Source organism: Bosea sp. NBC_00550 (assembly GCF_026020075.1).
In the GTDB taxonomy this organism is placed as follows: Bacteria; Pseudomonadota; Alphaproteobacteria; order Rhizobiales; family Beijerinckiaceae; genus Allobosea.
This window is the reverse complement of sequence record NZ_CP102772.1, coordinates 1,316,327-1,338,303: the sequence shown is the minus strand read 5'-3', so window position 1 is coordinate 1,338,303 and position 21,977 is coordinate 1,316,327. Positions and strand designations below refer to the sequence as shown.

Annotated in this window: 22 protein-coding genes and 1 tRNA gene; 11 read left to right on the top strand and 12 right to left on the bottom strand. The window is 61.3% G+C overall.

Features of this window, described 5'->3' with window-relative positions:
- The first annotated feature begins 240 nt into the window (after positions 1 to 240).
- Positions 241 to 330 (top strand) — tRNA-Ser (locus NWE53_RS06275).
- A 418-nt stretch (positions 331 to 748) separates the two neighbouring features.
- Here NWE53_RS06275 and NWE53_RS06270 read toward each other — a convergent pair.
- Complete coding sequence (locus NWE53_RS06270) at positions 749 to 991, bottom strand: DUF982 domain-containing protein (RefSeq protein WP_265053498.1); 243 nt, start codon at positions 989 to 991, stop codon at positions 749 to 751.
- 817 nt (positions 992 to 1,808) lie between these two features.
- Here NWE53_RS06270 and NWE53_RS06265 point away from each other — a divergent pair.
- Positions 1,809 to 2,006, top strand: coding sequence for a hypothetical protein (locus tag NWE53_RS06265; RefSeq protein ID WP_265053497.1), 198 nt, complete (start codon positions 1,809 to 1,811; stop codon positions 2,004 to 2,006).
- A gap of 102 nt (positions 2,007 to 2,108) precedes the next feature.
- On the opposite strand, the gene ligD is transcribed toward NWE53_RS06265, so the two are convergent.
- On the bottom strand, positions 2,109 to 3,059 hold the full coding sequence (gene ligD / locus NWE53_RS06260) for a non-homologous end-joining DNA ligase (RefSeq protein WP_320109556.1): 951 nt from the start codon (positions 3,057 to 3,059) through the stop codon (positions 2,109 to 2,111).
- A 134-nt stretch (positions 3,060 to 3,193) separates the two neighbouring features.
- Positions 3,194 to 3,481 carry a hypothetical protein gene (locus NWE53_RS06255; RefSeq protein WP_265053496.1) on the bottom strand — a complete coding sequence of 96 codons (288 nt, stop codon included), beginning with the start codon at positions 3,479 to 3,481 and terminating at the stop codon, positions 3,194 to 3,196.
- A gap of 1,114 nt (positions 3,482 to 4,595) precedes the next feature.
- Between NWE53_RS06255 and NWE53_RS29985 the strand changes: the two genes are divergently transcribed.
- The 4 genes from NWE53_RS29985 to NWE53_RS06235 all read left to right on the top strand — a co-directional run bounded on the left by NWE53_RS29985 (position 4,596) and on the right by NWE53_RS06235 (position 6,065).
- Positions 4,596 to 4,949, top strand: a complete 354-nt coding sequence (locus tag NWE53_RS29985) for a PilZ domain-containing protein (RefSeq protein WP_442864978.1) — start codon at positions 4,596 to 4,598, stop codon at positions 4,947 to 4,949.
- A gap of 291 nt (positions 4,950 to 5,240) precedes the next feature.
- A complete protein-coding gene (locus NWE53_RS06245) occupies positions 5,241 to 5,528 on the top strand; it encodes a hypothetical protein (protein ID WP_265053494.1) in 288 nt (95 codons plus the stop codon).
- Entirely contained in the window at positions 5,525 to 5,734 is a 210-nt protein-coding gene (locus NWE53_RS06240) for a hypothetical protein (protein ID WP_265052376.1), read from the top strand. Before NWE53_RS06245 ends, NWE53_RS06240 begins: the two co-directional genes overlap by 4 nt.
- 70 nt (positions 5,735 to 5,804) lie before the next feature.
- Positions 5,805 to 6,065 (top strand): hypothetical protein, encoded by a 261-nt coding sequence (locus NWE53_RS06235; protein ID WP_265053493.1) that lies wholly within the window; start codon positions 5,805 to 5,807, stop codon positions 6,063 to 6,065.
- 192 nt (positions 6,066 to 6,257) lie between these two features.
- Here the strand turns inward: NWE53_RS06235 and NWE53_RS06230 are convergent, their stop codons facing one another.
- The 6 genes from NWE53_RS06230 to NWE53_RS06205 form a co-directional block, all read right to left on the bottom strand.
- Positions 6,258 to 6,500, bottom strand: coding sequence for a hypothetical protein (locus NWE53_RS06230; RefSeq protein WP_265053492.1), 243 nt, complete (start codon positions 6,498 to 6,500; stop codon positions 6,258 to 6,260).
- Positions 6,501 to 6,514: 14 nt separating this feature from the next.
- Positions 6,515 to 6,733, bottom strand: a complete 219-nt coding sequence (locus tag NWE53_RS06225; RefSeq protein ID WP_442865018.1) for a helix-turn-helix domain-containing protein — start codon at positions 6,731 to 6,733, stop codon at positions 6,515 to 6,517.
- A 316-nt stretch (positions 6,734 to 7,049) separates the two neighbouring features.
- Positions 7,050 to 7,328, bottom strand: a complete 279-nt coding sequence (locus NWE53_RS06220) for a hypothetical protein (protein WP_265053491.1) — start codon at positions 7,326 to 7,328, stop codon at positions 7,050 to 7,052.
- 447 nt (positions 7,329 to 7,775) lie between these two features.
- Entirely contained in the window at positions 7,776 to 8,234 is a 459-nt protein-coding gene (locus tag NWE53_RS06215; RefSeq protein ID WP_265053490.1) for a hypothetical protein, read from the bottom strand.
- Positions 8,235 to 9,915: 1,681 nt separating this feature from the next.
- Positions 9,916 to 10,653, bottom strand: coding sequence for an outer membrane protein (locus tag NWE53_RS06210; protein WP_265053489.1), 738 nt, complete (start codon positions 10,651 to 10,653; stop codon positions 9,916 to 9,918).
- Between the two features lie 257 nt (positions 10,654 to 10,910).
- Positions 10,911 to 11,888, bottom strand: coding sequence for a hypothetical protein (locus NWE53_RS06205; protein ID WP_265053488.1), 978 nt, complete (start codon positions 11,886 to 11,888; stop codon positions 10,911 to 10,913).
- Between the two features lie 259 nt (positions 11,889 to 12,147).
- Between NWE53_RS06205 and NWE53_RS06200 the strand changes: the two genes are divergently transcribed.
- Complete coding sequence (locus NWE53_RS06200; RefSeq protein ID WP_265053487.1) at positions 12,148 to 13,059, top strand: LysR substrate-binding domain-containing protein; 912 nt, start codon at positions 12,148 to 12,150, stop codon at positions 13,057 to 13,059.
- A gap of 788 nt (positions 13,060 to 13,847) precedes the next feature.
- Here NWE53_RS06200 and NWE53_RS06195 read toward each other — a convergent pair.
- Entirely contained in the window at positions 13,848 to 14,885 is a 1,038-nt protein-coding gene (locus NWE53_RS06195) for an AraC family transcriptional regulator (protein ID WP_265053486.1), read from the bottom strand.
- A gap of 187 nt (positions 14,886 to 15,072) precedes the next feature.
- Here NWE53_RS06195 and NWE53_RS06190 point away from each other — a divergent pair, with 187 nt between their 5' ends.
- On the top strand, positions 15,073 to 15,333 hold the full coding sequence (locus tag NWE53_RS06190) for a hypothetical protein (RefSeq protein ID WP_265053485.1): 261 nt from the start codon (positions 15,073 to 15,075) through the stop codon (positions 15,331 to 15,333).
- 649 nt (positions 15,334 to 15,982) lie between these two features.
- Here NWE53_RS06190 and NWE53_RS06185 read toward each other — a convergent pair.
- Positions 15,983 to 17,419: a DUF1254 domain-containing protein gene (locus tag NWE53_RS06185; RefSeq protein WP_265053484.1), complete on the bottom strand. Its 1,437-nt coding sequence runs from the start codon at positions 17,417 to 17,419 to the stop codon at positions 15,983 to 15,985.
- Positions 17,420 to 18,326: 907 nt separating this feature from the next.
- Here NWE53_RS06185 and NWE53_RS29980 point away from each other — a divergent pair.
- Positions 18,327 to 18,752, top strand: coding sequence for a hypothetical protein (locus NWE53_RS29980; protein ID WP_442864977.1), 426 nt, complete (start codon positions 18,327 to 18,329; stop codon positions 18,750 to 18,752).
- Positions 18,709 to 19,359 (top strand): hypothetical protein, encoded by a 651-nt coding sequence (locus NWE53_RS29975; RefSeq protein ID WP_442864976.1) that lies wholly within the window; start codon positions 18,709 to 18,711, stop codon positions 19,357 to 19,359. Before NWE53_RS29980 ends, NWE53_RS29975 begins: the two co-directional genes overlap by 44 nt.
- Before the next feature lie 65 nt (positions 19,360 to 19,424).
- On the opposite strand, the gene NWE53_RS06175 is transcribed toward NWE53_RS29975, so the two are convergent.
- Positions 19,425 to 20,159, bottom strand: a complete 735-nt coding sequence (locus tag NWE53_RS06175; protein ID WP_265053483.1) for an AraC family transcriptional regulator — start codon at positions 20,157 to 20,159, stop codon at positions 19,425 to 19,427.
- Positions 20,160 to 20,457: 298 nt separating this feature from the next.
- On the opposite strand from NWE53_RS06175, the gene NWE53_RS06170 reads away from it, so the two are divergent.
- On the top strand, positions 20,458 to 21,570 hold the full coding sequence (locus NWE53_RS06170; RefSeq protein ID WP_265053482.1) for a GGDEF domain-containing protein: 1,113 nt from the start codon (positions 20,458 to 20,460) through the stop codon (positions 21,568 to 21,570).
- The last annotated feature ends 407 nt before the right edge of the window (positions 21,571 to 21,977 follow it).

The following is a 21,977-nucleotide window of genomic DNA, read 5'->3' as shown; positions in this document are numbered from 1 at the left end:
CTCGCCGAACAGGACGTCCCTGCCTTGAGCGGGCACAAAGGTGTTCGAAAAGCGGCCCCTGTCAACCCGATGAACAGAACTTCGCCATTTTTCCACCGCGAGTGGCTTGGAGGCCACGGTCCGCCAACATGTGTTTCCAGCCGCTTGACGGCGTCCTTGGCGCCCTTTCGCCCGCAAAATGCAGCGGGAAACGCAAGCCCTCTTGCAAATCGAATGTCGGGGCGGCATTGAACGCTCACCGGAAGGGTGGCCGAGTGGTTTAAGGCAGCGGTCTTGAAAACCGCCGTGGGTGCAAGCCCACCGTGGGTTCGAATCCCACCCCTTCCGCCACTATTCCCATATAAGTGTCTGAAAAATCTGAATTTATTAGAGTCCGATTCGCTCTACCCCGATATTTACCCTAATGAATTGCGACGGTTTGGCACGTCGTAACATGCCGCGTTTTGATGCACCTCAAAACTCGGGTTTGGCCCTCCGGGACGAATCGCCTTGCGATGATCGCGTCGCTTGCGGTTGGGCCTGCCTATCGGCGGGACCGTACGCTAATAGACTTGAGCGATGATAGGCTTCGGCGCTGCGGCGATTATCGCCTCTATCATCGTGGCAATATTCTACTTCTTCGACCTCTACCATGCCGACACAGAGCGTCACCTGAAGTCCGGCCAGGTCGATCCCAGAGACTCGCCAAAGCCCAACCGATCTTCAGGCCCCACGTCCAGCAGAAATACGCCAGGCGAAGCTTGGTTCGTCAAACGAGCTTGCCGCAATCGCGCGCGGCGACCTCAAACGCTTTCCTCGCGTGCACTGCCGGCACTTCGCCTTTGAGCGCCGCCATGCATGTTGCGATCGCAAAACGCCACGTTTCTGAGCCAGATTGCTCCCGCCAGGACAGCAGGAACTCAGCCGCACGCTCTACGCTGCTCACGGCGTAGCGCTCGCCAACTTTAGTCGACACGACATAGACCGGAGGGGTGAACCAATGCAGCGGCATGTGGCGACTACGCGCCTCGCCGGGAAGGGTTCCGTCTGACAAGGACGCCTGCGCCAGCTCTCCATCACGGTGTCATTGCGTGGAGTGGGATGCCTTCACCTCAAGGCCGTCCCTAAGCTGTTATATACCCAAGATTTCCAGCGACCTTACGGAAATTCCCGGTTAACGTTCCGTTGACGCAACTGGAGTTTCAGTCATGTTGGAATTTGCAGTGCTTATCGCCGGATTCTTTCCCGCACTTGGCGGATTATCGCCCCCCGAAACTGCCAGCGCTCCGCCGACGCTTTATTGCACCAGCAAGAGAGTTAAATATTATGACTCCAGCGCAAAAATAACCTCAGCCAGTTCGATGACGAACGATATATGGCTGAAGTATTGCTCGCGATCGAATGGCAGGAAAACCATCTGATTATGCCAAATCATCTTGATGCCGGTGGAGGGCGTGCGGCCAGGCAGCAATTGCGCCGGGCCTCTGTGTCAGGAGAGCCCGCTTAGATGGCTCTGAGCGTCCTTAGGACGATAGCAGCTGCGGCGATCCACGCTGCGGCTGACAGTGCGCCTCGGCCGTGAGCGGTCAACGCCCGGCGCCATGCCCGCAGGGCGGCGATCCTCGCCCGCTCCTCTGCATTGTCGCGGCCGGTCGTTGCGCACGATCGGTGCGGGATAGTCCGGGAAGGGGGAGGTTTCCGGTCGTGTCGCGCATGGCCCGCGCCATCTCCACGATCGCGGCCGGGCCCTTGGTCAGGCTGTAGAGATTGCACATCGTTCGAATCCCTGCTTCCCTATCGTCAGACATGCCAATCGCTAGGATCGTTTCATGCAAATGCTGGCCTCTGCCTTGTCTGTCGCGATCCTATTCGGCGCCACGAACGTCGCCCTGGCCGCAAAGCGCGATGCCAATGACCCTCGCCGGATCTGCCGCGAAGCTATCCAGAAGAGCACGGGGCAAGGCAAGGACGCCAAGGTGTCCCGAAAGGCCATCGACCGGTGCGTTGAGAATGGCGGCCAGATCTGAGTCTACCGTCCCTCACGCCTCGTCCAACCGCTGTCGATCGGCACCGGCTCAGCGGGCGGTCTTTGAGGATACGCTCGCTATGGTGAAGGGGGTCGCGGCCGATCACTCTTCCGCGGATGGTAACTCGTAGACTGAGGCCTCGTCGGCTTCCTCACGCAGCCCCTTGAATGACGCATGCCGCAGCTTGCGGTCGTCGGTCCATGCTCGGTACTCGACCTCAGCGACCAGGGCCGGCTTTAACCAGCGATAGGCCTGCCGGCGCCCACTCAGGCTGACCGCCGGCTTTAGGATAACGAGTTCGTCCATCTGCTTGCGCAGCGCGGTCGCACTGGCGTGACTGAAGCCGGAACCGACGCTGCCGGCATAGACCAGCTTGCCGGCTTTGCGAGCGGCCAGTACCAGCCGGCCAATCCCGCCGAGCGCCGCAGTCGGCGGCTCATACCCGATGATGACAAAACCTTCGGACTGGACGCACTTGATCTTGAGCCAGTCGCCGCCCCGCCCCGATCGATACGGGGCCGATCGGCGTTTGGCGATGATGCCCTCGAGGCCCAGCTCGCAGGCGAGCTTCAGGAATGGCGCGCCTTCCGAATTGATCTCATCGCTCAACCGAATTGACCCATGCGGCTGGCGGGCGAGCACATCCTCTAGCATCTCCCGCCGTTCCGTCAGGGGCAGCCCGCGCAGATCCTGGCCGTTGAGAAAGAGCAGATCGAACGCGTAGAGCATCGCGCTCGCAGCCGATCGCTTGCCGCCTCGCCCGCCAAGCGCCTTCTGCAGGGCGCCGAAGTCGGAAGCCCCACGCTCATCGAGCACGACGGCCTCGCCATCGAGGATTGCGCTGTCTATGCCGAATTCAAGCGCGTCGTGGGCTATCGTTGGGAACCGGCTGGTCCAATCGTGGCCGCCGCGGGTGATGACCCGAACCTTTTTGCCGGGGCCGATATGGACGGCGAGCCGATAGCCGTCCCACTTCACCTCGAAAGCCCAATCGTCGCCGGTCGGTGGTCTGCTTTGCAGAAGAGCGAGGCAGGGCTCGACGCGCTCCGGCATTGGATCGCTGAATAAGTTGCGCTCGATCTTCTGTCGCCGCGTGACCGGCCCTTTGACCGTATCGACGCCGAGCCCGGCTCTGAGAACCCGACGAGCACACATGAACGCAACTCCACTCCGGCGGCAGGCGCCAGCTACATCTTCATCCTGTCGTACGCGTCGTCTGCCTGTTCCTCGACGGGATCGCGCTCCTTGATCTCGAACTCTCGGCACTCGACCAGCGGGATATCGATCCAGCGGCCGGTCGCTTGGAGACCGCGAGCTTCGGCATTCTCGATCAGAGCCGTGATGAGGTCGTCGGCAGCGTTCGCGACGGAAGCGATGTTCGCGTTGACGCTGGCCGCGTCTGCCTGGTCCAGTTCACCGGTGTTTCGGATGCTCTTCACATCCTCGAGCCGATCCGCAAACGCGCTGGCGAGCATCGCGACTTCATCGACCTTGTCGACCCAGCCTCGGGTCGCGCTGTAGGCGCGATAGGTTGGGAGAACGCGGAGATCGAGAACACCCTGGCGCTCGTCATCCCGCGGCATTGGCCGGCTGCTGACGGTGTCCGAGGATAGGCCAGCTCGAAACATTCGCTGGGCACACATGACGCAACTCCAACTCAACGGAGTCGAGAACCGCAGCTCCGAAGAATCGTTCCTTCGATAGAGAACCGCGATCAGGCTAAGTCTTCGGAACTGAAGAATGCAGGCGAATGCGGCACCATCGCTCTGTCGCCCCCTGGGCTTTCCAGTTCATAGACTGAAGACTCACATGAAGAGCATTCGGGGCGACGCTGCGGTCGTTCGATTGCGCGCCGAGATCGAGCGCTCAACCGCATTGAGGCGGAACTTAAACGAAAAAGACCCGGCCTCCTTTCGGAGTGCCGGGCCTGTGACCGTCGTCGCGCGCGGGCGAACGGCCGCTTCTGAATTCGATGGCTACCGGCCGATCGGGCGCTGCCAGTACATCCGCGGCTCGCTTCCTGATCGGCGGTAGAAAGAAGGGAGCCAGCGGGGGGTGTATGCCGGCTCCCTTCGGTGGTCATCTTGGCAGAGAACCATCACCCCCGTCGCTTGGACACACAACGGCTGCGCTGCCACAACGAGGTAGCCTCAGCGGAGTTCCCGCCCGTCAAGAATTGAATAGTCCTCCGGGAGACTCCCGTGCAAAGTGTAAGGGTGAGGTCGCACGGGCGCGGTTCTCACGGCGGCGAGACCGCCCTGCAAGGCGGGTTCGTCGGAAGCGACGGCGGGGGTGCTGGCGCCCACCTGGTTCTCCCGTCGTCGCTGACCTGCATCTCCCGCGCAAGACCGACCCGAAAAAAGGCCCTGCCCGCCGAAGCGAGCCCGGGCCAGCTTGACCGGCGATCCCATGCCGCGATGGGCGCGACCTTCGCCCGAGACGAAGTCCCGGAGCCTAATCCGCTATAGGCACTCCCTCAACACGGGAATGGTCGGGTTAACGCACTTTCACGGGCAAGAAGGCCCCAGCGCGAGCGGGTAGCGAAGGCGAGTTTACCTAACGGTAACTCGCGGTTGGCACCGTTCAGCAATGAGGCCGAGCGACAGATCCCCAGATAAGCGCCGCCATGGTCGCGTGCCTGTGAGCTTGGCTGGCCGCCTGATGCTGACCACGCGCCAGGAGGCAACCTGCCGCGCAGTCGATATGAGCCCAGGCGGCCTTAGCCTTGAAACGTCCGTCCAAGTTCGTCCGGGTGAGCGCATTGTTGCCTACATCGACGAAGTCGGCCGCATCGAGGGTTTGGTCGCCCGAACAACCCGGACTGGGTTCGCAATGACGATAAACGCGACCAGCCGCAAGCGGGACAAGCTGGCAGCAATCCTGACTTTTCAAGCGAACCGTGAAGACCTCGATATCGCCAGCGGCGGTAAGGAATGCCCATAGCGGCAGCCAGCGCTCGATCGCGGCGAAGACAGGATCGGGCTGCTCGCTCATTGGCGCGCCTCCCTCGGTGGTGTGCTCGCTGACACCCGTGCCACGAAGACTGAGAAGGCCGAACGCCGGGCGGCGCTGACAGCGGAGCCGGCCGTCATTGCAGCCGCCCGAGGGAAGGGGCAGGGTCGGAAGCGCTAGCGCGAAGATCTGGCCGGAAGCGGGGACGCGGGCGATTGCGACTGCCGAACATCCCATCGCGGCCAGTTCGGCGGACGGAACAAGCGGGGAGAAATGAGGGTGATGCTGCCGGAAGCCCTCCAGCAAGCCTACGAGCACGCACTCGCGGCTGGAGCCGTAAGGCGGGGCGATCCGATCATCATGGGCGCGATGCCCGGGCCTGCTGAGTTGCCGGAAGCGCGGTGGAGCGATGTGCCGGGGCTTTCCGACACGGAACTGGCGGCGCTCGTGTCAGGTGCCGAGCCTTGTGATCGGCTCGATCAAACGCGGGGCAGCCGCGCTGTGCGGCTGATGTCCGACGCCGCGTTGAGTGCCGCCTTCATCGCGAGCGCAGCGAGGCCGGCGCCATGACGCGATTGTCACAGCGCATCGCGAAACTGGAGACACGCGCCAGCAATAGCGTGCGCCACGATATAAGCGCCCACCCGCTGAGCGATGCGGAAAGGGAGGCCATCAAGGATGGAGTGGCTTTCGAGTTCGACGAGGCGGCAGGCCAGAGCCCGATGACGGAAGCTGGATGGCAGGAGCTGTTCTGCCGTGAACCAGAAACCCGCTAACGGCGCGAGGCGCCGCTCGTGCGGAGCATGCGAGAGACGGCCGACATGGTGGAGTAAGAGTGAGCCGTCGGTGGGTCGAATTGCTCTCAATTATTTTGTCGAGCGTTCACCTGTTGGCATCAGCATGCTCGCCATGGGCAATTATCGTAAATGCCGCGCCTTTTTGATGGAGGCGTTCCTCACACTTGATAGCGATAGTATCGAAGACGAGCGGCTGTGCCGCGCCATCGTGCTTCTGCTCGAGGCGGTGGCGCGCACTGAACGGGATGCGCGGCCTTCGAACGTCGTGCTTTTTTCAACGCGACCCGTCGAGAGAAAACCGGGAGCGTAATCTCGATCGCCGGGGGGCTTGCCTTGGCGTTGGATCGAAGGTGGTTGGTGCGGCGGCGGGAGTCCAACCCGCCCGATAAGTGCGCGCGATGCGCGCTGAAGATTGGATCGGTCACCCGACGCCGCGTCGAATCACTTCAGCGTCAGGGTTAGCCAGCTGCGATGACTTGTCACCGGGACAATCCGCTGGCCTTTAATTGGCATTTCGATTGCGCGATTGAAGGCTGTTCTCGAGAGCCGCCCGAGCGGCAACAAAGGCCTCCTGCCTCGCAGGCACGCTGGCCTGTTGCAGCTCAAGCAGCATGAGGGCCGTCTCATAGATCTCGCGAATATCGCCCGGAGCTAGCACGCCTTTCTGCACCAGGCAGCGCAACAGGCCGGCCATGGTCACTGATGACACCAGATTGCTGGCCGTCACTGCGTCGGGCGCTTGCATTGGCATGGCCGTGCCTACTGCGCCGCCGACTGAGGCACATCGTTCCCTTTTCCGCGATAGGCGCTGATCTTGTTGCGCAGGGTGCGGATGGAGATGCCAAGCATGTTCGCGGCATGGGTGCGGTTGCCGCCGGTCTCGTGCAGCGTCGCCAGGATTAGATCGCGTTCGACTTCGGCGAAAGTCAGGCCGACAAGCTGCTCCACGGCAGCGTGATCCAAGTGCAAGTCGTGCATGGCCACGGTCCCCCCTCGAGCCCCCCAAGACCCCGATGGACCATGCCAGTAGGCGCCCGGCGTGGTTAACATTTGCCTAATTGTCATTGTGGGGCAGACAAGGCTGCCGGAACTCGCCCCCAACGCCAAGGCGCACGACGAAAGATCGAAGGAGAAGGCGAAGCCGCGCCAAACGTCGCGCAGGGGAACTGCTGCTCCAGATCACTGATCAACTTACCGTCGCTGACGGCGGTAAGCTCCCCAGCTTGCGCAGGTGGGCATTCGGACAGTATGGAACGGCGTTCAGCGGGGTGGTGGCGCACGAACGACTACGTGCTCATCCGCCCTTCACCAGGGTCATGAACGCCGGCCGCAAGATCAGCCTGCCCAAGGAAGCCAAGACGTGAAGACCTTGATGATGGGGTGCTGGCAGGTCCGCCAGCGCCAGAACGATATTACCCTGCTCTGGCCGTCGCTCTGCAATAATACCGGAGATGTCGAGCAGGCCCGCCGCGCCTTTGGATACCACGCCGCGCGTGACAACGCGTGGGCTGTGCTCCCAGACGAGGTACGCATCCGCCAGATCAACGCATTGATAGCGCCAGAGGGCGGCCATGATCAGCCATTACCGGACTTCAGCGCCGTGCACGACGCGTAGGAATGCTTCACCGACGCCCCGATGCTGCTTCCGGTGGCGCAGGCGCGACTGCGCGACGAACTGGTCCTGCTTTACCCGACCTCACGCCGGTCAAGGCGTAGGCGCGGTGGATCGTACCGCAGGATACGAATTCATCCGCACGGGCTTGGCGTTCGAACCCCACGGGGCGGCTTCTGGTGTTTGGCTTGAGCACCTTGGTTTCGGGTCGATGCGAGGCTTGTGCACCGATGCGCCGTGCTGCGATCTCGACGCGCCTGCCGGTGCCGGGCGGAGGTCGAGGCGCGCTGGTTCTTGAACAGGATCGCGACGAGGATTAGCGCCAGAAGAACGACGATGGACCAGTCGGCGTGTCCAGATGCCACAAACATGGGCGACGTAGCCGTTACCCACCTTGCTCGGTTCGGATCAAAAGGGCAGTTTTTCAGGGGCACAGTGAAGAAGGCTTGGGCAGGGATCGAGTTTCCAACACTTTCCCAGGCATTCGTAAATCGTTTCGGTATCGGTTCCGCCCTTGCAGCCTATTAAGCAAGCGTCAATATTAGCTTTGCACTGTTTTTCGTCGGTTTCGCCGCGCTTGACATGAAGCGTGATGCCTTGTGTCGCCGCCGATGATCGGATGTTACTAGGAAGGTAGCCTTTGGCGGCTAAGTAGGCGTGAGTCCGGATTTTTCTTTCCTGGCGGCTTTGCTCGACGGCGCTGTCGATTTCCCCGAGGCCGCCTTCCCGGACTTCAACGTTTGCCGCTCCCAAGCAGTACGCGGCAAGAAGCTCATTGTCGGTCGCAATATCGGGCTGAGCCTTCGCTGCAGAGGCGGCCAGACTGAAAGCTACTGCGCTCAACGTGATCGCTATAAATCGGTTCATCGGGTCTCCGTCCTGCCGAGCGTTCCCAATCCGCGCATGCCATGCCTGCCCGCCTTGCCGCTGGTAAGCGCGCGCTTTGGGGCCTCTCGCTGAACAAAGAGAGCTTTGTTGTTATTGTATTCTTCGTGGTGCTCAATCGCCAAGGAGGTCCGCCGTCGAGGCTAATGTGACCTGCATATCGATCGGATCGCCGCATTGGCCGACGTGTCCTCACTGCAGAACGCGCCGCGACAATCTCTTTGGCTCGGCCTGATCGCGTTCGTGGGGAGAAATCGTCCAGCATGGCCTGCGCCTCGGCCATCATCTGCTCCCGGTAGCGCATCTCGCGCCCCATGAGCCAACGCGAGGCAAGTCGGCATCGTCAAGGCGCTTCCAAGCGTCCTTGAAGGCCACAATGACAATGCTCCAGACAGGAAAATGCCACCCGGAGCGAGGCTGGTTGACCCAGAGTAATTTCCGATGTTCGATTACCAATCCCGGGGAGTGCCCGAGCCCACTCCTTCAAGATCGAGCCGGCGCTCTGTATGGAGAGCGGAGAGCTAGCTCACCTTTCGTAACAAGGTGGCGTGATGTTGTTTTTCAGTCAGCAGTCTCTTGGCGTGTGGTTGAGAATCGGGTCGGTGCTGCTGGTGGCCGCCCTGGTTGCGACGCCTGTGCTTATGACAAAATCCCCGTGACCGCACAATGTCCGCCGGAGAGCCGTTTTAGTTGCAGTGCGTGTGGCTCGCCCGCTGTCGGGGTGATGGCGGACGTCCACGATGGGGCGCGTGTCTTCTGCCTCCGCTGCGGGGCGAGTGTCGGCACCTGGGCCGATTATCGCGAAGCGTTATCCATACAGATCAGGCGCATCTCACCTGCCCAGTTGATCGCTAGTTCGCTCGATATGATGATGTAGGCGTGGCCTGCTGGGTGCGGCATTGCTTGCGGTTCATGACTGCGCCCTCCTGTTGATGTGGTTGAGAGGAAGGCTTCGGCCTGTGTTATGCGGTCAGCGTGCCCGCGGACCAGCAGCCGTCGTGCAGCCAGACCTGTTCGGGCGCGATGCCGATGGCGAGCAGCACGCCACCCTCCGATTCAGGACCGCCACAATAGCAACAGGATGTTCGAAGGTGAACGAGCCATCGCCGTTATACGCCTCCAGATAGAAGGCACGTTCGCCCTGGCAGTCCTCCTCCTCCATCCGGGCGAGTTCCGCCAGGGCTTCGCGCGACTGGGGGGCGGAAGGTTTGGCGGCGTCTGCGAGGAGTACGACCTCGTCTGGGAGGTGATCAGCAGCTGGTCGCAGGAGAACACTGCGCGATGTTTCGCTTGGACGATTATCGCCTGCTGGCGGCCGCGATCGAGCGCGACGCCATCGCAATGTCGAAGGCCGTGCCGGATCCGGGCGCCATCGCCAAGGCGCCTGGGCCGGACTCAGCGCCCACATCATCCTCGGAGTTTCGACAGCCAGTGCCGCCGACACCTCCCTCTTGGTGAAGCGGGGCCCGCCTGCATCCGCTCAGGATCGCTACGCGGGAGGATGAAGCCAGTCTCCGAGGAGGCAGGCCTGAGACGGTTCACACGATCCCTGGCGCCCCGCCTCCGGTCCGGTGACCGGCAAACCAGCGAGCCAACACTGTTGGGCTAACAAAAACAGCCCGGCGCAAGGCGCCGGGCTGCTCGCAGGTCAAAAGCTGTCGCTTCAGAACTTGTAGTTCACGCCGACGCGCAGGAGCCCGGCACCGCCGCCGCCATTGCTGACTGCGGTATAGGTTCCGGCCGGGAGCACGCCGCCCGCCGCATTGTCGAAGGATCGGGCGCGCCGGCCCTCGCCGGTATCGACGTAGAGGCCTTCGATCTTGGCCGTCCAGTTGTTGGTGAAGGCGTATTCGACACCGCCGCCGACCGTCCAGCCGGCATTGCTCGTCGTGTTGCCGGTCAGCGGGTTGGTGTTCAGGCCGCCATAGGCCAGGCCGCCGGTGACGTAGACCAGGGTTCGGTCGAAGGCATAGCCGATGCGAGCACGCACAGTGCCGAAATAGGCGCCGTCACCGCCCCCGCGGCCATCCCACCAGGAATAGCGGCCCCAGGCCACGCTACCGCCTGCATCGACATACTGGATGTCGGTCTCGAGGCCGTAGACGATCGCGCCGGACTGCCAGTTGTAGCCGATCTGGGCGCCGCCGACGAACCTGCCGTCACCACCGCCGACACCGCTCAGGACGCCGGAAGAGGCGGCCGTCGGTCCGTTGACGACGATCTCGCCCGAGTCAGCCCAGCCCACGCCGGCGTTGAGACCGACATACAATCCGGCCCACGTGAATACCGGTGCATAGATGATCGGGGCGACCGGAGGTGCGCGGCTCGGCAAATCAGCCGCGAAGGTCGAAGTTGTCAGGCACGCTGCTAGGGCAGCAGTGGATACAAGGCTTAGACGCATGTGATCCTCCTCCATGCACAGTCAGGGCGTCAACGGTTGCACGTGAATTCATTGCCGAGAAGCGAATGATCGTCATTTTCAGGCGAAAAACATCTTTCAGTGACATTTTGATCACCTAGGGAAACCCTCAATTTGGGCACCCGATTGCGTCGATACCGTACGGAGACCGCTTTCACTGATGCTGTGCTGCTCCGTGTTTTCAAAGGCTTTAGTGTGAGCCGGGCATTGACCGACCCATGGGAAATCCGCAAATGCGCCTACTGCATCTTCGCCGGCGGTCGTAAGCGCAGGCTCACGGATGCGGCGATCTTGGCCGCTATGTTTGTCTCGAGATCGAAGCCGCTGCCAGCATTTTGGTCCGCTTCATAGATGCCCGACCAGATGATCGCGGTCGTTTGCCCATCCAGCAGGCGGCTTGTGATCCTGAGCTTGCCGTCGCCTGCACGGATGACGCCCTCCAGGATATGCCGCCGGCCAACCTGGCGATCGATTTGTGCGGCGGACGCGGAAGATCCCAAGGCAGCTGAAGTCTGACTGCGAAAGATCGTTAGCTCTTCGTTCGGAACGAGCTGCGAGATGACATCGTCGGCAAGTCCTGCCGCGAAAACCTCGAATTCGGCTTTCTCAGTGAGGTTGACGAATGGCTTCACGACGAGTGACAGCCGTGCCGGGCTCACTGGCGCAGCCGGGACCGGTCGGTTCGCCATCGTCACGAAGGCCACCAACGAGCTGATCGCGAGCGCTGAAGTGGCGCCGACGAGCCAAGGGCGCCTCAACCGCGCGCCCATTTGCGGGCGGGGTGGTTCGTCGGGCGCGGGATCGGATGGTGAAAGCGGCGCAGGGTCGATCTGATCGTTCAATTGCCAGCGGAAGCTGGGCACATAGCCCCCCTTGGCAATCTCGATCACAAGCGGGTCGGTACTGCCTTCGAGCAGGTAATACCGCTCCAATCCGCGCCTGAGCCGCCCCGCCTCGATGCGAACGACGGGGTCGTTCATGACGTCGAAATCTGGACGCCGGCCGAAGACTTCGACTGCGATCGCATAGGCCTTGATGCGGTCTGCCCGGCCAGCGAGCGCTTCTTCAACCACGTAGGAAAGAAACCGGCGCACCCGCCCGGGCACCTTAAAGTCGTCACTTGCTAAAATGCGACCCAGTTGGGCACGAATATCGTCTTCAGAGATCCCAGGAACAACGCACGAAACTGAGCCACTGCTGGAACTCGTCGGCATCATCAATCACTCCGGCCAACTGACCACGCACCATCTCGATCAGATGGAGAGATCAGTACAACCGCACGGCGACACGCAGAGCACGGCGGTGCACAGGGCGAACTCTGGCTCGCGAGGTTCGTGTGGCTGTCCGCTGCTAAGGGCACGCTTCACCATGTGAATATCCTGCGGCGTTCTGCATAGAACTAGGCTAGGCGCTCGACTGTCGTCGCAGAAGTCCTTATTTTTCGGACTTATCGTCTGAAAAATTCGGAAGCTGGGAATGCTGGATCTGAAGGACTTGCTTTATTTCGTACAAGTCGTCGACCGAGGCGGGTTTACCGCCGCAGGGCGGGGCTTACGCATTCCGAAGTCAACGTTGAGCCATCGCGTACAACAGCTTGAGTCTTCGCTCGGTGTTCGCCTCGTCAATCGAACATCCAGGAGGTTCGAAGTGACCGAGTCAGGTCGCGTATTCTACGACCATGCTGTGGCGACGCTGCAGAAAGCGGAAATCGCCGAGGATTCCATGCGTCAACGACTGATCGAGCCCAGTGGAGTTGTTCGGCTCACCACACCGGTTGCAATTGCGCAATTCGCCTTGCGTGACCTGTTGCCGGTTTTCTTGGCCCGGTACCCAAAGGTTCGCGTGATTCAATATGCGACCGATATCCAGATTGATATTTTGGCAGAGGGCTTCGACTTGGCTCTTCGGGGACATTCGGGTCCATTGCCGAATTCGACGCTTGTTCAAAGAAAGATTGCGGATGTCCCGTGGCTTCTTTTCGCGGGACGTAATTATGTCGACCGCGCAGGTACACCGGCGAGGCCCGACGACTTGATCGGGCACGATGCAATCGCCCTAGGGTACGCCAGTGCGGCGAATTGGCAGCTTCAACGGGCCCGGGCCAAGGGTGTAACGATCCCGATAGAGCCACGGTTTGTGAGCAACGATATGGTGGCTCTCAAGCAAGCGGCTTCCACAGGCTTGGGAATCGTGGCCCTGCCCGGATACGTATGCTGGCCCGAAGTGCTGACAGGAGACTTGGTGCATGTGCTTCCTGGGTGGATCGCATCGGACTCAAGAATCACTGCTCTCATGCCTTATCGGCATGGTCTCTTACCGGCAGTCCGAGCGCTCGTAGATTATCTCGCCGCCGAATTCCCAGGGGTTGTGGCCGTAGATGCAGGCTGAGAGGCACTGTCACGGGAATGGTGCGATCTGAGCCTGCCACGGTAGGATAGTCGGAGACGACCGCTCCGGGAAACAGCGTCTCTTCAAGAATCCGCGCACGGTCGTCGGCACTCCAGCGCCGCCGGCCTATCGCGCCGGTGATCACCTCGAAGCGGCGCACCTCGCCCTCAGGCTCAAGTCGATGGTCAAGCCTAGACACAAAACGATCCTCCAAATCAGGATCGTCAGAGTGGGCGCTCAACGCGCTGCGAAAAGGTGCTGTCGGAACAGCGCTCTTACTATTTAGCGATGCCGGCCCCGTCGAAATTGAAGCCGAAGGAGCACGAAAAGCGCGTGGAGACGGCCTGTCCAGCGCAGCTTCGTTGCCCGTGCACGCAGCAACAAAGGGTAAGCGCAGCAGCCAGGTGAAGGTTTTACAGTCATCGCAGATCGGCCTCGACGTCCCCGGATGGGACGTCCTAAAAATACAGAGCCGCTGCGTCCGCCGCTTGTCATTCTCCGCCAAAGGTTTGCGTGCCCCTGCCAAGCGCAGGGCGTCACTTGAGCTGCACCCAGTAGGCGAGTTGACGACAGAGATTGGAGCAGTAATTCGCGTCTGCGCGACGCCTGGGGAGAAGTACGTCCCGCAGACGTTGCATTTCAGGGGCGGACGCCCGCGCTGGATCCGCGCCCGCCGGGCGCGCTGCCAACAGGCCCCGGAACCGTGCGCCTTCTTGTCCCGAGGGGGACGGTCAACGCAGATTCGCGCCCCCCCCTGAGTGTGCATTAGTCGGACTGGCAAACCGACTTCAATCAGCTACGACGCCGGCCAACCGTACCTGGCTCGGCGCCAGCCCGGTCCATTGCTTGAAGGCGTGCGAGAACGCGCTGACCTCATGGAACCCCAATAGCCAGGCAATCTTGGAGACATGGTGACCGCCATCACTGAGGTAGCGCATAGCCAGGTCGCGCCGGAGCTGCTGAAGGATTTCCGAGAAATTCAGGCCCTCGTCGGCGAGCTTTCGGCAAAGCGTCCGTTCACTCATGCCAAGCTGGCGGGCGATGACTTCGGCGCGAACTTTGCCGTGCGGCAGCAGCGGAGCGATCGCATTCTCGACACTGACCCGAAGCGGGCTCGCATTGCTCGCCCGGGACGACAATGCCGCCTCGCAATCAGTCAGCATAAGCTCATTAAGGTAGGGATCGGCATTCACGAGTGCGCGTTCACGCGTGTCAGCCCGCAGAACGAAAGCATCGATATCTGCGCCGAACTCCACTTGGGTTCCGGCAAACCGTGACATCGCACCGGTATCGCCCGATCGGTGGTGCGCGAAGGAGACGCGTTGCGGAACGAGGTTCGATCCCGTCAGGAGGCGGCAGAGCCGGATTGCTCCAAAAATGCAGAACTCAGCCTGATGCCTGTCGGAATGGCGGGGGAGCCCGGCATAGTTCAGCTTGACGGTGACCTCGCCTCCGTCGGCAACACGGAAGACCAGCGCTTCATTGGTGATCGAACTGTACCGGGCAATGCGTTGCAGTGCCTCGCCGAGCGTTTGCGACGACGCCATAACGTAGAACAGCAGGCCGAGAGCGCGCGGGTCGAATTCCTGCGAAAGGTTGAAGCCAAGCCAGTCATCCCCCAGTGCCGTCGCGGCCCGGTCCAACAATGCGACCTGACGCCGAGCAGGCACTCTCTGATCATGATCGGCGAGCATCTCTTCGCTCAAGCCAACGGCTTTCAGGAGCGGCGCAGCCGCCACGCCGGCGCGGGCAAGGCGCGCGACGGCCAGACGCGTGATACCCGCTCGGGTCGTCGGTAACGCATTCAGGTCGAGAGGCAAAGCCATCGAACTCCATTGCTCATGTCGGGGACGAGCAACAACTTGGCCGAGAATAACAAGCGGCGATCGCATCGCCAATCTATTTAGAGGGGCCTCAGATGTCCTTAGGGTCAATTGATGGATCACTGCGCCAAGCCCATGATCGACGAGGGTGAGGAGCAAATGGAACGCCCTCACATACCGAAGTCGCAACATGACCAGGATCGAAGAGCGCGGTCGCGCACGCCTAAAACTGCGGTTTCCTGATTGCAGGGCCCGTTTTGATCTGGGCTCAGGCGAATTCTTTCTCGATCTCTGCGAGGCGTACGAGTTGGCGAATGTTGCGCTTGAACACTGGATCAGGTCGGACGCACCAAAAAGCGGCGCGATGATTACAGAATACCGAGAAATCATAGCTTCATTGGAAGCGGAAGCTAAAGTCTTCGCGACCCAGGAGCCTGAATTTCAACGGTAGCACGTCGAACATCCAGTCGCCGGTCCGGTCGGCTGGTCCCAAAAGCAGCCGCATTGCCGTCCTACCTTGTTGGGCCAGTGGTCTGCTAACACGGGCATATCAGATGCGGAACGGAAAGGGTCTCTGGCAACCGGGCCAGAGCGGTAATCCGAAGGGGCGGCCCTCGATCAAGGGGCCGGTGGAGGCGCTGGCGCGGGAGCACACCGAGGAGGCGATCCTGACGCTGGCGGAACTGATGCGGAACGGTTTGCCCGACGCCGTGAAAGGCGCGGCGGCCAACCGCCTTGCTCAACCGGGGCTGGGGCCTGCCGCGGCAGTCGATCGAAGCCGACACCGTGCTTGTGCCAGTCGAGCGCATAACACTTGAGCAGGTCGAAGCCGAACTTGAGAGGCTCGGGCTCACTGGCGCGCTTGAAGACCGGAGCGAGGAGAGTTGAGACAGTCTGCAGCGCCTGTCTTATGGGCGCTGCGCCACCGGCGTGAAAATCTGACGCTTGGTACCCGCCGGCAGCAGCCGCTACGGGTGGAAAGCGGTCATCTTAACGCACACCGTGCCGAAGCGAGGTTGTGCCATGAACGCCCATCCGCGACCGCGATGCGGTCGGTCGATGCGCCGACGCTGATCCGCGCCGGCGCTTTCTTTGAAAGATTACTGCCCGACCACGAGCGGAAGCCCCTGTACTTTCGTGACAGGCGGCGGGGTCCATCTACCCGTGAGCGCTTCGGACTTCGGGCCGTAAAGCCGCATCGTCAAGTTGAAGCCGCCTTTTGGCGCCGGTAGCCAGTTGGCCTCCTTGTTCTTGCCCGGGTTCTCGTTCTGGAAATAGAGGTCGAGCGATCCGTCGGAATTGTATTTGAAGGGCATCCAGCTGCTCACCGCGAAGCGATTGAGACTGTTCCCAACCTGGAAACCCTCAGGGTCATAGAGCGTAATCGACCAGAAGGCATTCACCGGCGGCGTGGCCCCCTTTTCGAAATGCAGCGTATACCTATTGGCGCCATCGAGCGGCCTGCCGGCGTCGTCACCGAGATTAAGCGGGTAGATCGCATCCTCGGGCAGGTTCGCGCCGAGGCCCTGCTGCGTAACGATGGCGCGCTTCAGATAGTAATTCCCATAGACGCCCATGGTGTCGGTGTTCATCGACCAATGGTTGGCGACCCGAGCGAGCGTCGGGAGCTTCCATTCCATCAGCTTCTGCCCGACTTCCGGCGCAGCTTCGAGGGCCTTCTGCACGGCTGGCGGGAGCTTCTCGAAGTCGAAGCTCTGTCCCGGCACAATGCCGATGCGCTTCATCTGCGCGACGATCGGCTCGTCTGTGAGGTGAGGTGGATGGAGCTTCATCAGCTCGGCCGCGTAGGCGAAGTACTTGGCCGCCGGCATGGTATCGGATTGAACCTTCGGCGCGGTCTTCATGTCGACGCTCGGATCGATCTTGACCTCGACCGGTATCGGCGTCTTGCCCCAGTCCGATAGCGCCGTGACCTTGTAGCCAGCCTGGATTTTGTGAACCGCGTCATAGTCGGGCGGCCCGTCCGTCTTGGTCCGGCCGATAGTCCAGACATACGGCGTCGGCGCGCTGATGCGCGTCATCTCCTCGGGAACGGTACCGCTCCATCCCGGAGGCGTGACCAGAAAATTGCCGGGCTGCGTCCCGGTCGTGCGCCATCCGGGGGAGGCAAAAACGTCTGTCCACATGTCGAGCATTGGCAGGAGATAGTAGCGCCCGCTGGTTTCTGGTGCGGAGACAACCAGCGGTTCCTTGGTGAGATCGAGCCACGCAATAGAATAGAGCGTATCGAAGTTGACCCGCACGACTATCTTCAAATCGGCGGGTGGAAATGCTGGGACATTCACGAACGTGTTCATCGGGCCTTTGCCGAACTCTTTCCCAGCTTCGATGTTCGTCGATTGCTTCCGCGTTATGTCCATCGAGATCATTGGGTAGAAGTAGATGTAGGCATCAACGCCGATGGCTTGGGCCTCCGCTTCAGTCAGCGCGGGTTGGGCGCCTTGAGCAATCGCCCCTTGGGTCAGTGCTGGGCCTAGAATAAGGCTCAGGGATACCGCAACCACGTTCCTGTTCATGTAGTCGTCCTCCCAGTTATCGCCTGATGACGCGTTACTTTCTCGAGTTTGCAGACAATCTTACTCAGCCGATCAAGCGGCGGACTGGCCGCGTAAAATTGCACCAGGAGCAACAGGTCGACAGGCCGCCCCGGTGAGCCGTGGCCAGTCTGACGTAACGGGAAGTTTCGGCCAATCAAAGTTTACCCTCAATATGTCTGAGTTGTGTCACGGGTACCCATCGGCGCGGCGTTCAACTTCGGCCTAGGGTCGTCTCTTGCCATTCGCGGGGGTACCAAGCGTCAGATTTTCACCACAAGTTCGAAGTCGTCGAGCATGATCCCGTTGCCGACGAGGCCGACGACGTCCACGAACAGAACCTAAATTCGCAGTAGGGCGGCTGTCGCTGCCGGGTGGTGGACTTGCGTTGATGTGTGCGCGTCGGGTGTTGAGGTCCGGGCCGTGGCCGAGACGGTCGGGTCCACACCGGCACCGCGCCGGGATCGGGCTGGCCGCCAGGCGGCGCTGCTGTCCGATGCCTCGTGCGCCCCTGAGGGTCCACCACCTCACGGATCAACGGTCGCCCGTTGCACGTGAGGTGGCTTGCTCCACGTCGATCACCGTTGACCGTGGTAGGAAGTTGCGGCGGGCGAAACATCCTCCGGCTGCGCGATAAAGAGTGCTTCGTTGTTGCTTTCAGCTGCTCCAATTCCGTGTCGTCGTGGGTCGAGATATAGGGGGATTTTCCTTTGACCAGTTTTTCGACTTCCATCGCGCCAAATACTAAGCGCTGGACATAGCCCAGATTTCTTCCAGTCGCGTTAGCTCGGGCCACCGAAGCGGCTACAATGTCGCCGTGGGTCTTGACCCCGCTACCCACGGCAGGTCTTCAGCCTGTCAGAACTCTGGCATGGAAAGGGAGCAGATAATGTTGACCCTCGTTCGGTTGCTTGCTGGAATTGCATTACTGTGCGGATCGGTTGCTGCCCCGACGGCTTCGACGGCGCAGGAAAGTCAACTGGTTCCTGTGACATCCGGGGTGCAGTATCAGCTCATCGACCGGTGGGACGTCGACCGCCTAAACCACATCCTCAAGGTCGATACGCCGACGTTCGCTGGCATTCCGGTCACCTACAGCCCGGCCACCAACGCTGTGCGCCTTTACCGTGTGACCTATCCTTCCGTGATCCCGGAACGCGACAACAAACCGATTGTGGCCACTGGCCTGCTGGCGATCCCCGACATTTCGGGTACGTCCTTTCCTGTGATCTCGTACCAGCACGGCCGCGAGCCGAGCCGTGCTAGATCAGATGAAGATCGAGACCAACAAGCTGTTTCTGACCGGTTGGTCTGAGGGTGGCTTCGTGACCATGGCCTTTCTCGAAAAGCTTGAGGGTTTGGGAGTACCGGTTGTCGCGGCCGCCACGGCAAGCGCTCCGGCAGATGGCGTTGCCATGATGAGGGGCGCATTACAGTTCCCACGAAAGATCGACGCACCTTGGCTCGCCATACTCTTCATCCTGACGGCGTTCTCGTTCGAGAACTACTACGGCGTGCCGGGACTGGCTCGCTCGGTGATTACCGACGAGGCCTATGAGCTTGCGCGCAAGGCCTACGAACGGGAGCCGCTTGACCCGGCTGAAATCCCCGGGGACCTGCACAAGCTCGTTCGGGCCGAGTATTTTGATCCGCTGTTCTTTGCCAACTCGACCTATGGCCGCCTCGTGGCAAGCACGAACGCATATCACTGGGTCTTCAAGACGCCGTTGCGCAACTACTATGGCGAGGCGGATGAGGTCGTCAGCACCGGCCTTGCGAAGCTGCCGATGCACTACCAACGCGCGGTGGGCAGTGGAAACGACAAGGTCGAGGCCATCTCCACGGGCCAGACGACACATCGAGGCACCTTCGCCAGCGCTGCGCCGCAATGGAAAGCGTGGTTCGACGCTCTCTCTAAATAGACGGGCTCGTCGGACTATCGTCACCGCGACACACCGGCGAGGCGCGGCAGCGGCCCGCACAGCCGCTAGCCAGCGCAGGGCCACGGGACACCGCCGGGCCGCGCCAGTGCACAGGGCGGCAGCAGCGGAGCGATGGCATTCTCGACGATCACACGAAGCGGGCTCGCATTGCTTGCGCGGGACGACAATGCCGCCTCGCAGTAGCTCAGCATGAGATCGTTCAGGTAAGGGTCGGCATTGACGACTGGGCGCTCGCGCGCCTCGGCTGGCAGGACCAGTTCGTCGCTATGCGCGCCGAACTCGACGGTGGTCCCAGCAAAGCGTGACATCGCCGAGATATCGCCCGAGCGATGATGCGCGATCGAGACGCGCTGTGGGACGAGCGTCGCTCCGGTCAGGAGGCGACAGAGGCGAATTGCGCCAAAGATGCAAAACTCAGCTTGATGCCGATCGGAATGGCGGGGAACGCCGACGTAGGTCAGGCGCAGTGCCATCGCTCCGCTCTCGGGAACGCTGAAGACCAGCGAATCGTTAGTGATCGCGCTGTAACGGGCAATTCGCTGGATCGCGTCGCCGAGCGTTCGCGACGACGCCATCACGTAGAACAGCAGCCCGAGTTCCCGGGGATCGAAGTCCTGGGCAAGGGTGAAGCCCAGGCAGTCATCCCCCAATGCAGTCGCGGCTCGATCCAGGAGAGCGACCTGCCGCCGAGCCGGCACGCTATGTCCGCTCTCCGCGACCATCTCTTCGTTCAAGCCAACACCGCTTAAGATGGGCGCAACCCACCCCAGCCCTGACAAGGCGCGCGATCGTAAGGCGAGTGATGCCCGCGCGGGTTGTCGGCAACGGAACCCTGTCTCGACGCAAGGCCGGCAACTCCGTGTATCTACGAGGCCCCCTCACGCCTGGCTCGCGTGAACAAGCTCTTGGCGTCGAATAACAAGCGGTAGATGCGGGAACAACGTATTTAATGGCTTGAGACACCGGCAGCTTTCGGATGCCCGCCCATTACCAGGCCTTCCCTGACAAGCCGCTTCGACTGCGTTCGTCGTATTCGAGGAACCGAAACATAAGTCGTGTGCCTCCTTGGAGGTCACTATGCTCATACGCAGAAACTGTACTGACGGCCTGCCGCCATCTATCGAGATCGAACTCATCAGCCGTCTCTGCGAGTCGGTAACGCAGTTCCTTTGCATCGGTGCCTGCCTGATTCTAGGGGCGTCGATCATGGCCATCCGTACCGGCGATCCGGTGCTGTGTGGGATCGTCGCCGCCGCGGTGGTGACGGCGGGGCTGCGCGTTCTCGGCGTCTTGGCCTTCAAACGCCGCTCAAGCAAGGAACTCACCCTCCTCCAGGCACGACACTGGGAGAACCTTTATGCGGCGGCCGCACTGGCGTTCACGATAGTCATCGTGGCGTTGACGCTGCGCATATTCCAGACCGAGTATAAGGATGGCTACATCCTCACCATCGGGTTGACGATGGGCATCAGCTCCGGGGTCAGCTCACAGGTCGTGAGGTTCTGGATCTGCTGCGCGATTTCCACACTTGCAGTCGGCGTCTTAATCGCGGCCATGGCCTTCACCGGCGACGCCCTAGTCCAGTCTATGGCATTCCTGCTCGGCCTTTACCTTTTCAGCATATTGGAGGCGGCGGCGCGAAACGTCGGCCGGATCGAGGCCGCGCTGATCCGCGAGCGCGAACTCGACTTCGCCGCGCGGAAAGACGCTCTAACCGGCGTTGCGAACCGCCGCGCTTTCGATGAGGCCCTGGCGGGGGCGGCGACTTCGGGCAAGTGTTTCTCACTTCTTCTGCTCGACCTCGACGGGTTCAAGGCGGTCAACGATCGGCTGGGGCATGCCGCCGGCGACGACCTCTTGCGCCAGTTCGCCGGCAGGCTGGGCACGATCTCCCGGGCTGGAGACCTGATCGCCCGAGTGGGTGGCGACGAGTTCGCCATCATCGCGTATGGCGCCGACGCGGGCGCCGCCAGGAGCCTGGCCGAGCGTATCGTGGCAAGGGCCAGCCTGCCTTATATCGTTCTAGGATCTACGGCACTGGCTGCCACCTCGGTCGGAATTAAAACCGTTGCCGCCGGTGACAGGTATTACTCCGAGACGCTTTGCCGAGCGGTGGACGAGGCCCTTTATGCTGCGAAGCGAGGCGGTAAAGGTCGCGCAATGTTTGCCCGATTGCAAAGCGTCGCCTAGCGAGCTGTTGAGGCGAGATATTCGATTGTCAGCACCTCAGATGCCATGGCAAAGGTCCGACGGCCTTGCTCAGGTCTAAGGTGGTCCAACATGCCAGATGTGCGGGAGCGCGCAACATTTTGTCCGAGGATAGCAAGCGGCTGTCGGAGCTGCAGAGTATACGGGAGCGCGATCTGGGTGGCGGCCCGATGTGCCAGTGGAAGCAGACCAGACGAGACCTAAAAAACAGGGGCACCTGGATGATCACAATTGTCTTGGCCAGCAGCCTAATCCTAACGACAGCGTCGGCCGCGATAGTATTTTCCGAGAACCACAGGTTGAACTAGGCGCTCCGCGCCACGACAGGGTTCACACAGGACCAAGTGCGGCTCACAGCAGCGGCTATTTACTCAGGCACGGTTTGCAAG

Bases quoted from the DNA above. Each gene is read 5' to 3' on its own strand.
- NWE53_RS06270 (WP_265053498.1), bottom strand. From the start codon at position 991: ATGCCGCTGCATTGGTTCACCCCTCCGGTCTATGTCGTGTCGACTAAA.
- NWE53_RS06265 (WP_265053497.1), top strand. From the start codon at position 1,809: ATGCAAATGCTGGCCTCTGCCTTGTCTGTCGCGATCCTATTCGGCGCC.
- ligD (WP_320109556.1), bottom strand. From the start codon at position 3,059: ATGCCGGAGCGCGTCGAGCCCTGCCTCGCTCTTCTGCAAAGCAGACCA.
- NWE53_RS06255 (WP_265053496.1), bottom strand. From the start codon at position 3,481: ATGCTCGCCAGCGCGTTTGCGGATCGGCTCGAGGATGTGAAGAGCATC.
- NWE53_RS29985 (WP_442864978.1), top strand. From the start codon at position 4,596: ATGAGGCCGAGCGACAGATCCCCAGATAAGCGCCGCCATGGTCGCGTG.
- NWE53_RS06245 (WP_265053494.1), top strand. From the start codon at position 5,241: ATGCTGCCGGAAGCCCTCCAGCAAGCCTACGAGCACGCACTCGCGGCT.
- NWE53_RS06240 (WP_265052376.1), top strand. From the start codon at position 5,525: ATGACGCGATTGTCACAGCGCATCGCGAAACTGGAGACACGCGCCAGC.
- NWE53_RS06230 (WP_265053492.1), bottom strand. From the start codon at position 6,500: ATGCAAGCGCCCGACGCAGTGACGGCCAGCAATCTGGTGTCATCAGTG.
- NWE53_RS06225 (WP_442865018.1), bottom strand. From the start codon at position 6,733: ATGCACGACTTGCACTTGGATCACGCTGCCGTGGAGCAGCTTGTCGGC.
- NWE53_RS06220 (WP_265053491.1), bottom strand. From the start codon at position 7,328: ATGGCCGCCCTCTGGCGCTATCAATGCGTTGATCTGGCGGATGCGTAC.
- NWE53_RS06215 (WP_265053490.1), bottom strand. From the start codon at position 8,234: ATGAACCGATTTATAGCGATCACGTTGAGCGCAGTAGCTTTCAGTCTG.
- NWE53_RS06210 (WP_265053489.1), bottom strand. From the start codon at position 10,653: ATGCGTCTAAGCCTTGTATCCACTGCTGCCCTAGCAGCGTGCCTGACA.
- NWE53_RS06205 (WP_265053488.1), bottom strand. From the start codon at position 11,888: ATGATGCCGACGAGTTCCAGCAGTGGCTCAGTTTCGTGCGTTGTTCCT.
- NWE53_RS06200 (WP_265053487.1), top strand. From the start codon at position 12,148: ATGCTGGATCTGAAGGACTTGCTTTATTTCGTACAAGTCGTCGACCGA.
- NWE53_RS06195 (WP_265053486.1), bottom strand. From the start codon at position 14,885: ATGGCTTTGCCTCTCGACCTGAATGCGTTACCGACGACCCGAGCGGGT.
- NWE53_RS06190 (WP_265053485.1), top strand. From the start codon at position 15,073: ATGACCAGGATCGAAGAGCGCGGTCGCGCACGCCTAAAACTGCGGTTT.
- NWE53_RS06185 (WP_265053484.1), bottom strand. From the start codon at position 17,419: ATGAACAGGAACGTGGTTGCGGTATCCCTGAGCCTTATTCTAGGCCCA.
- NWE53_RS29980 (WP_442864977.1), top strand. From the start codon at position 18,327: ATGTTGACCCTCGTTCGGTTGCTTGCTGGAATTGCATTACTGTGCGGA.
- NWE53_RS29975 (WP_442864976.1), top strand. From the start codon at position 18,709: ATGAAGATCGAGACCAACAAGCTGTTTCTGACCGGTTGGTCTGAGGGT.
- NWE53_RS06170 (WP_265053482.1), top strand. From the start codon at position 20,458: ATGCTCATACGCAGAAACTGTACTGACGGCCTGCCGCCATCTATCGAG.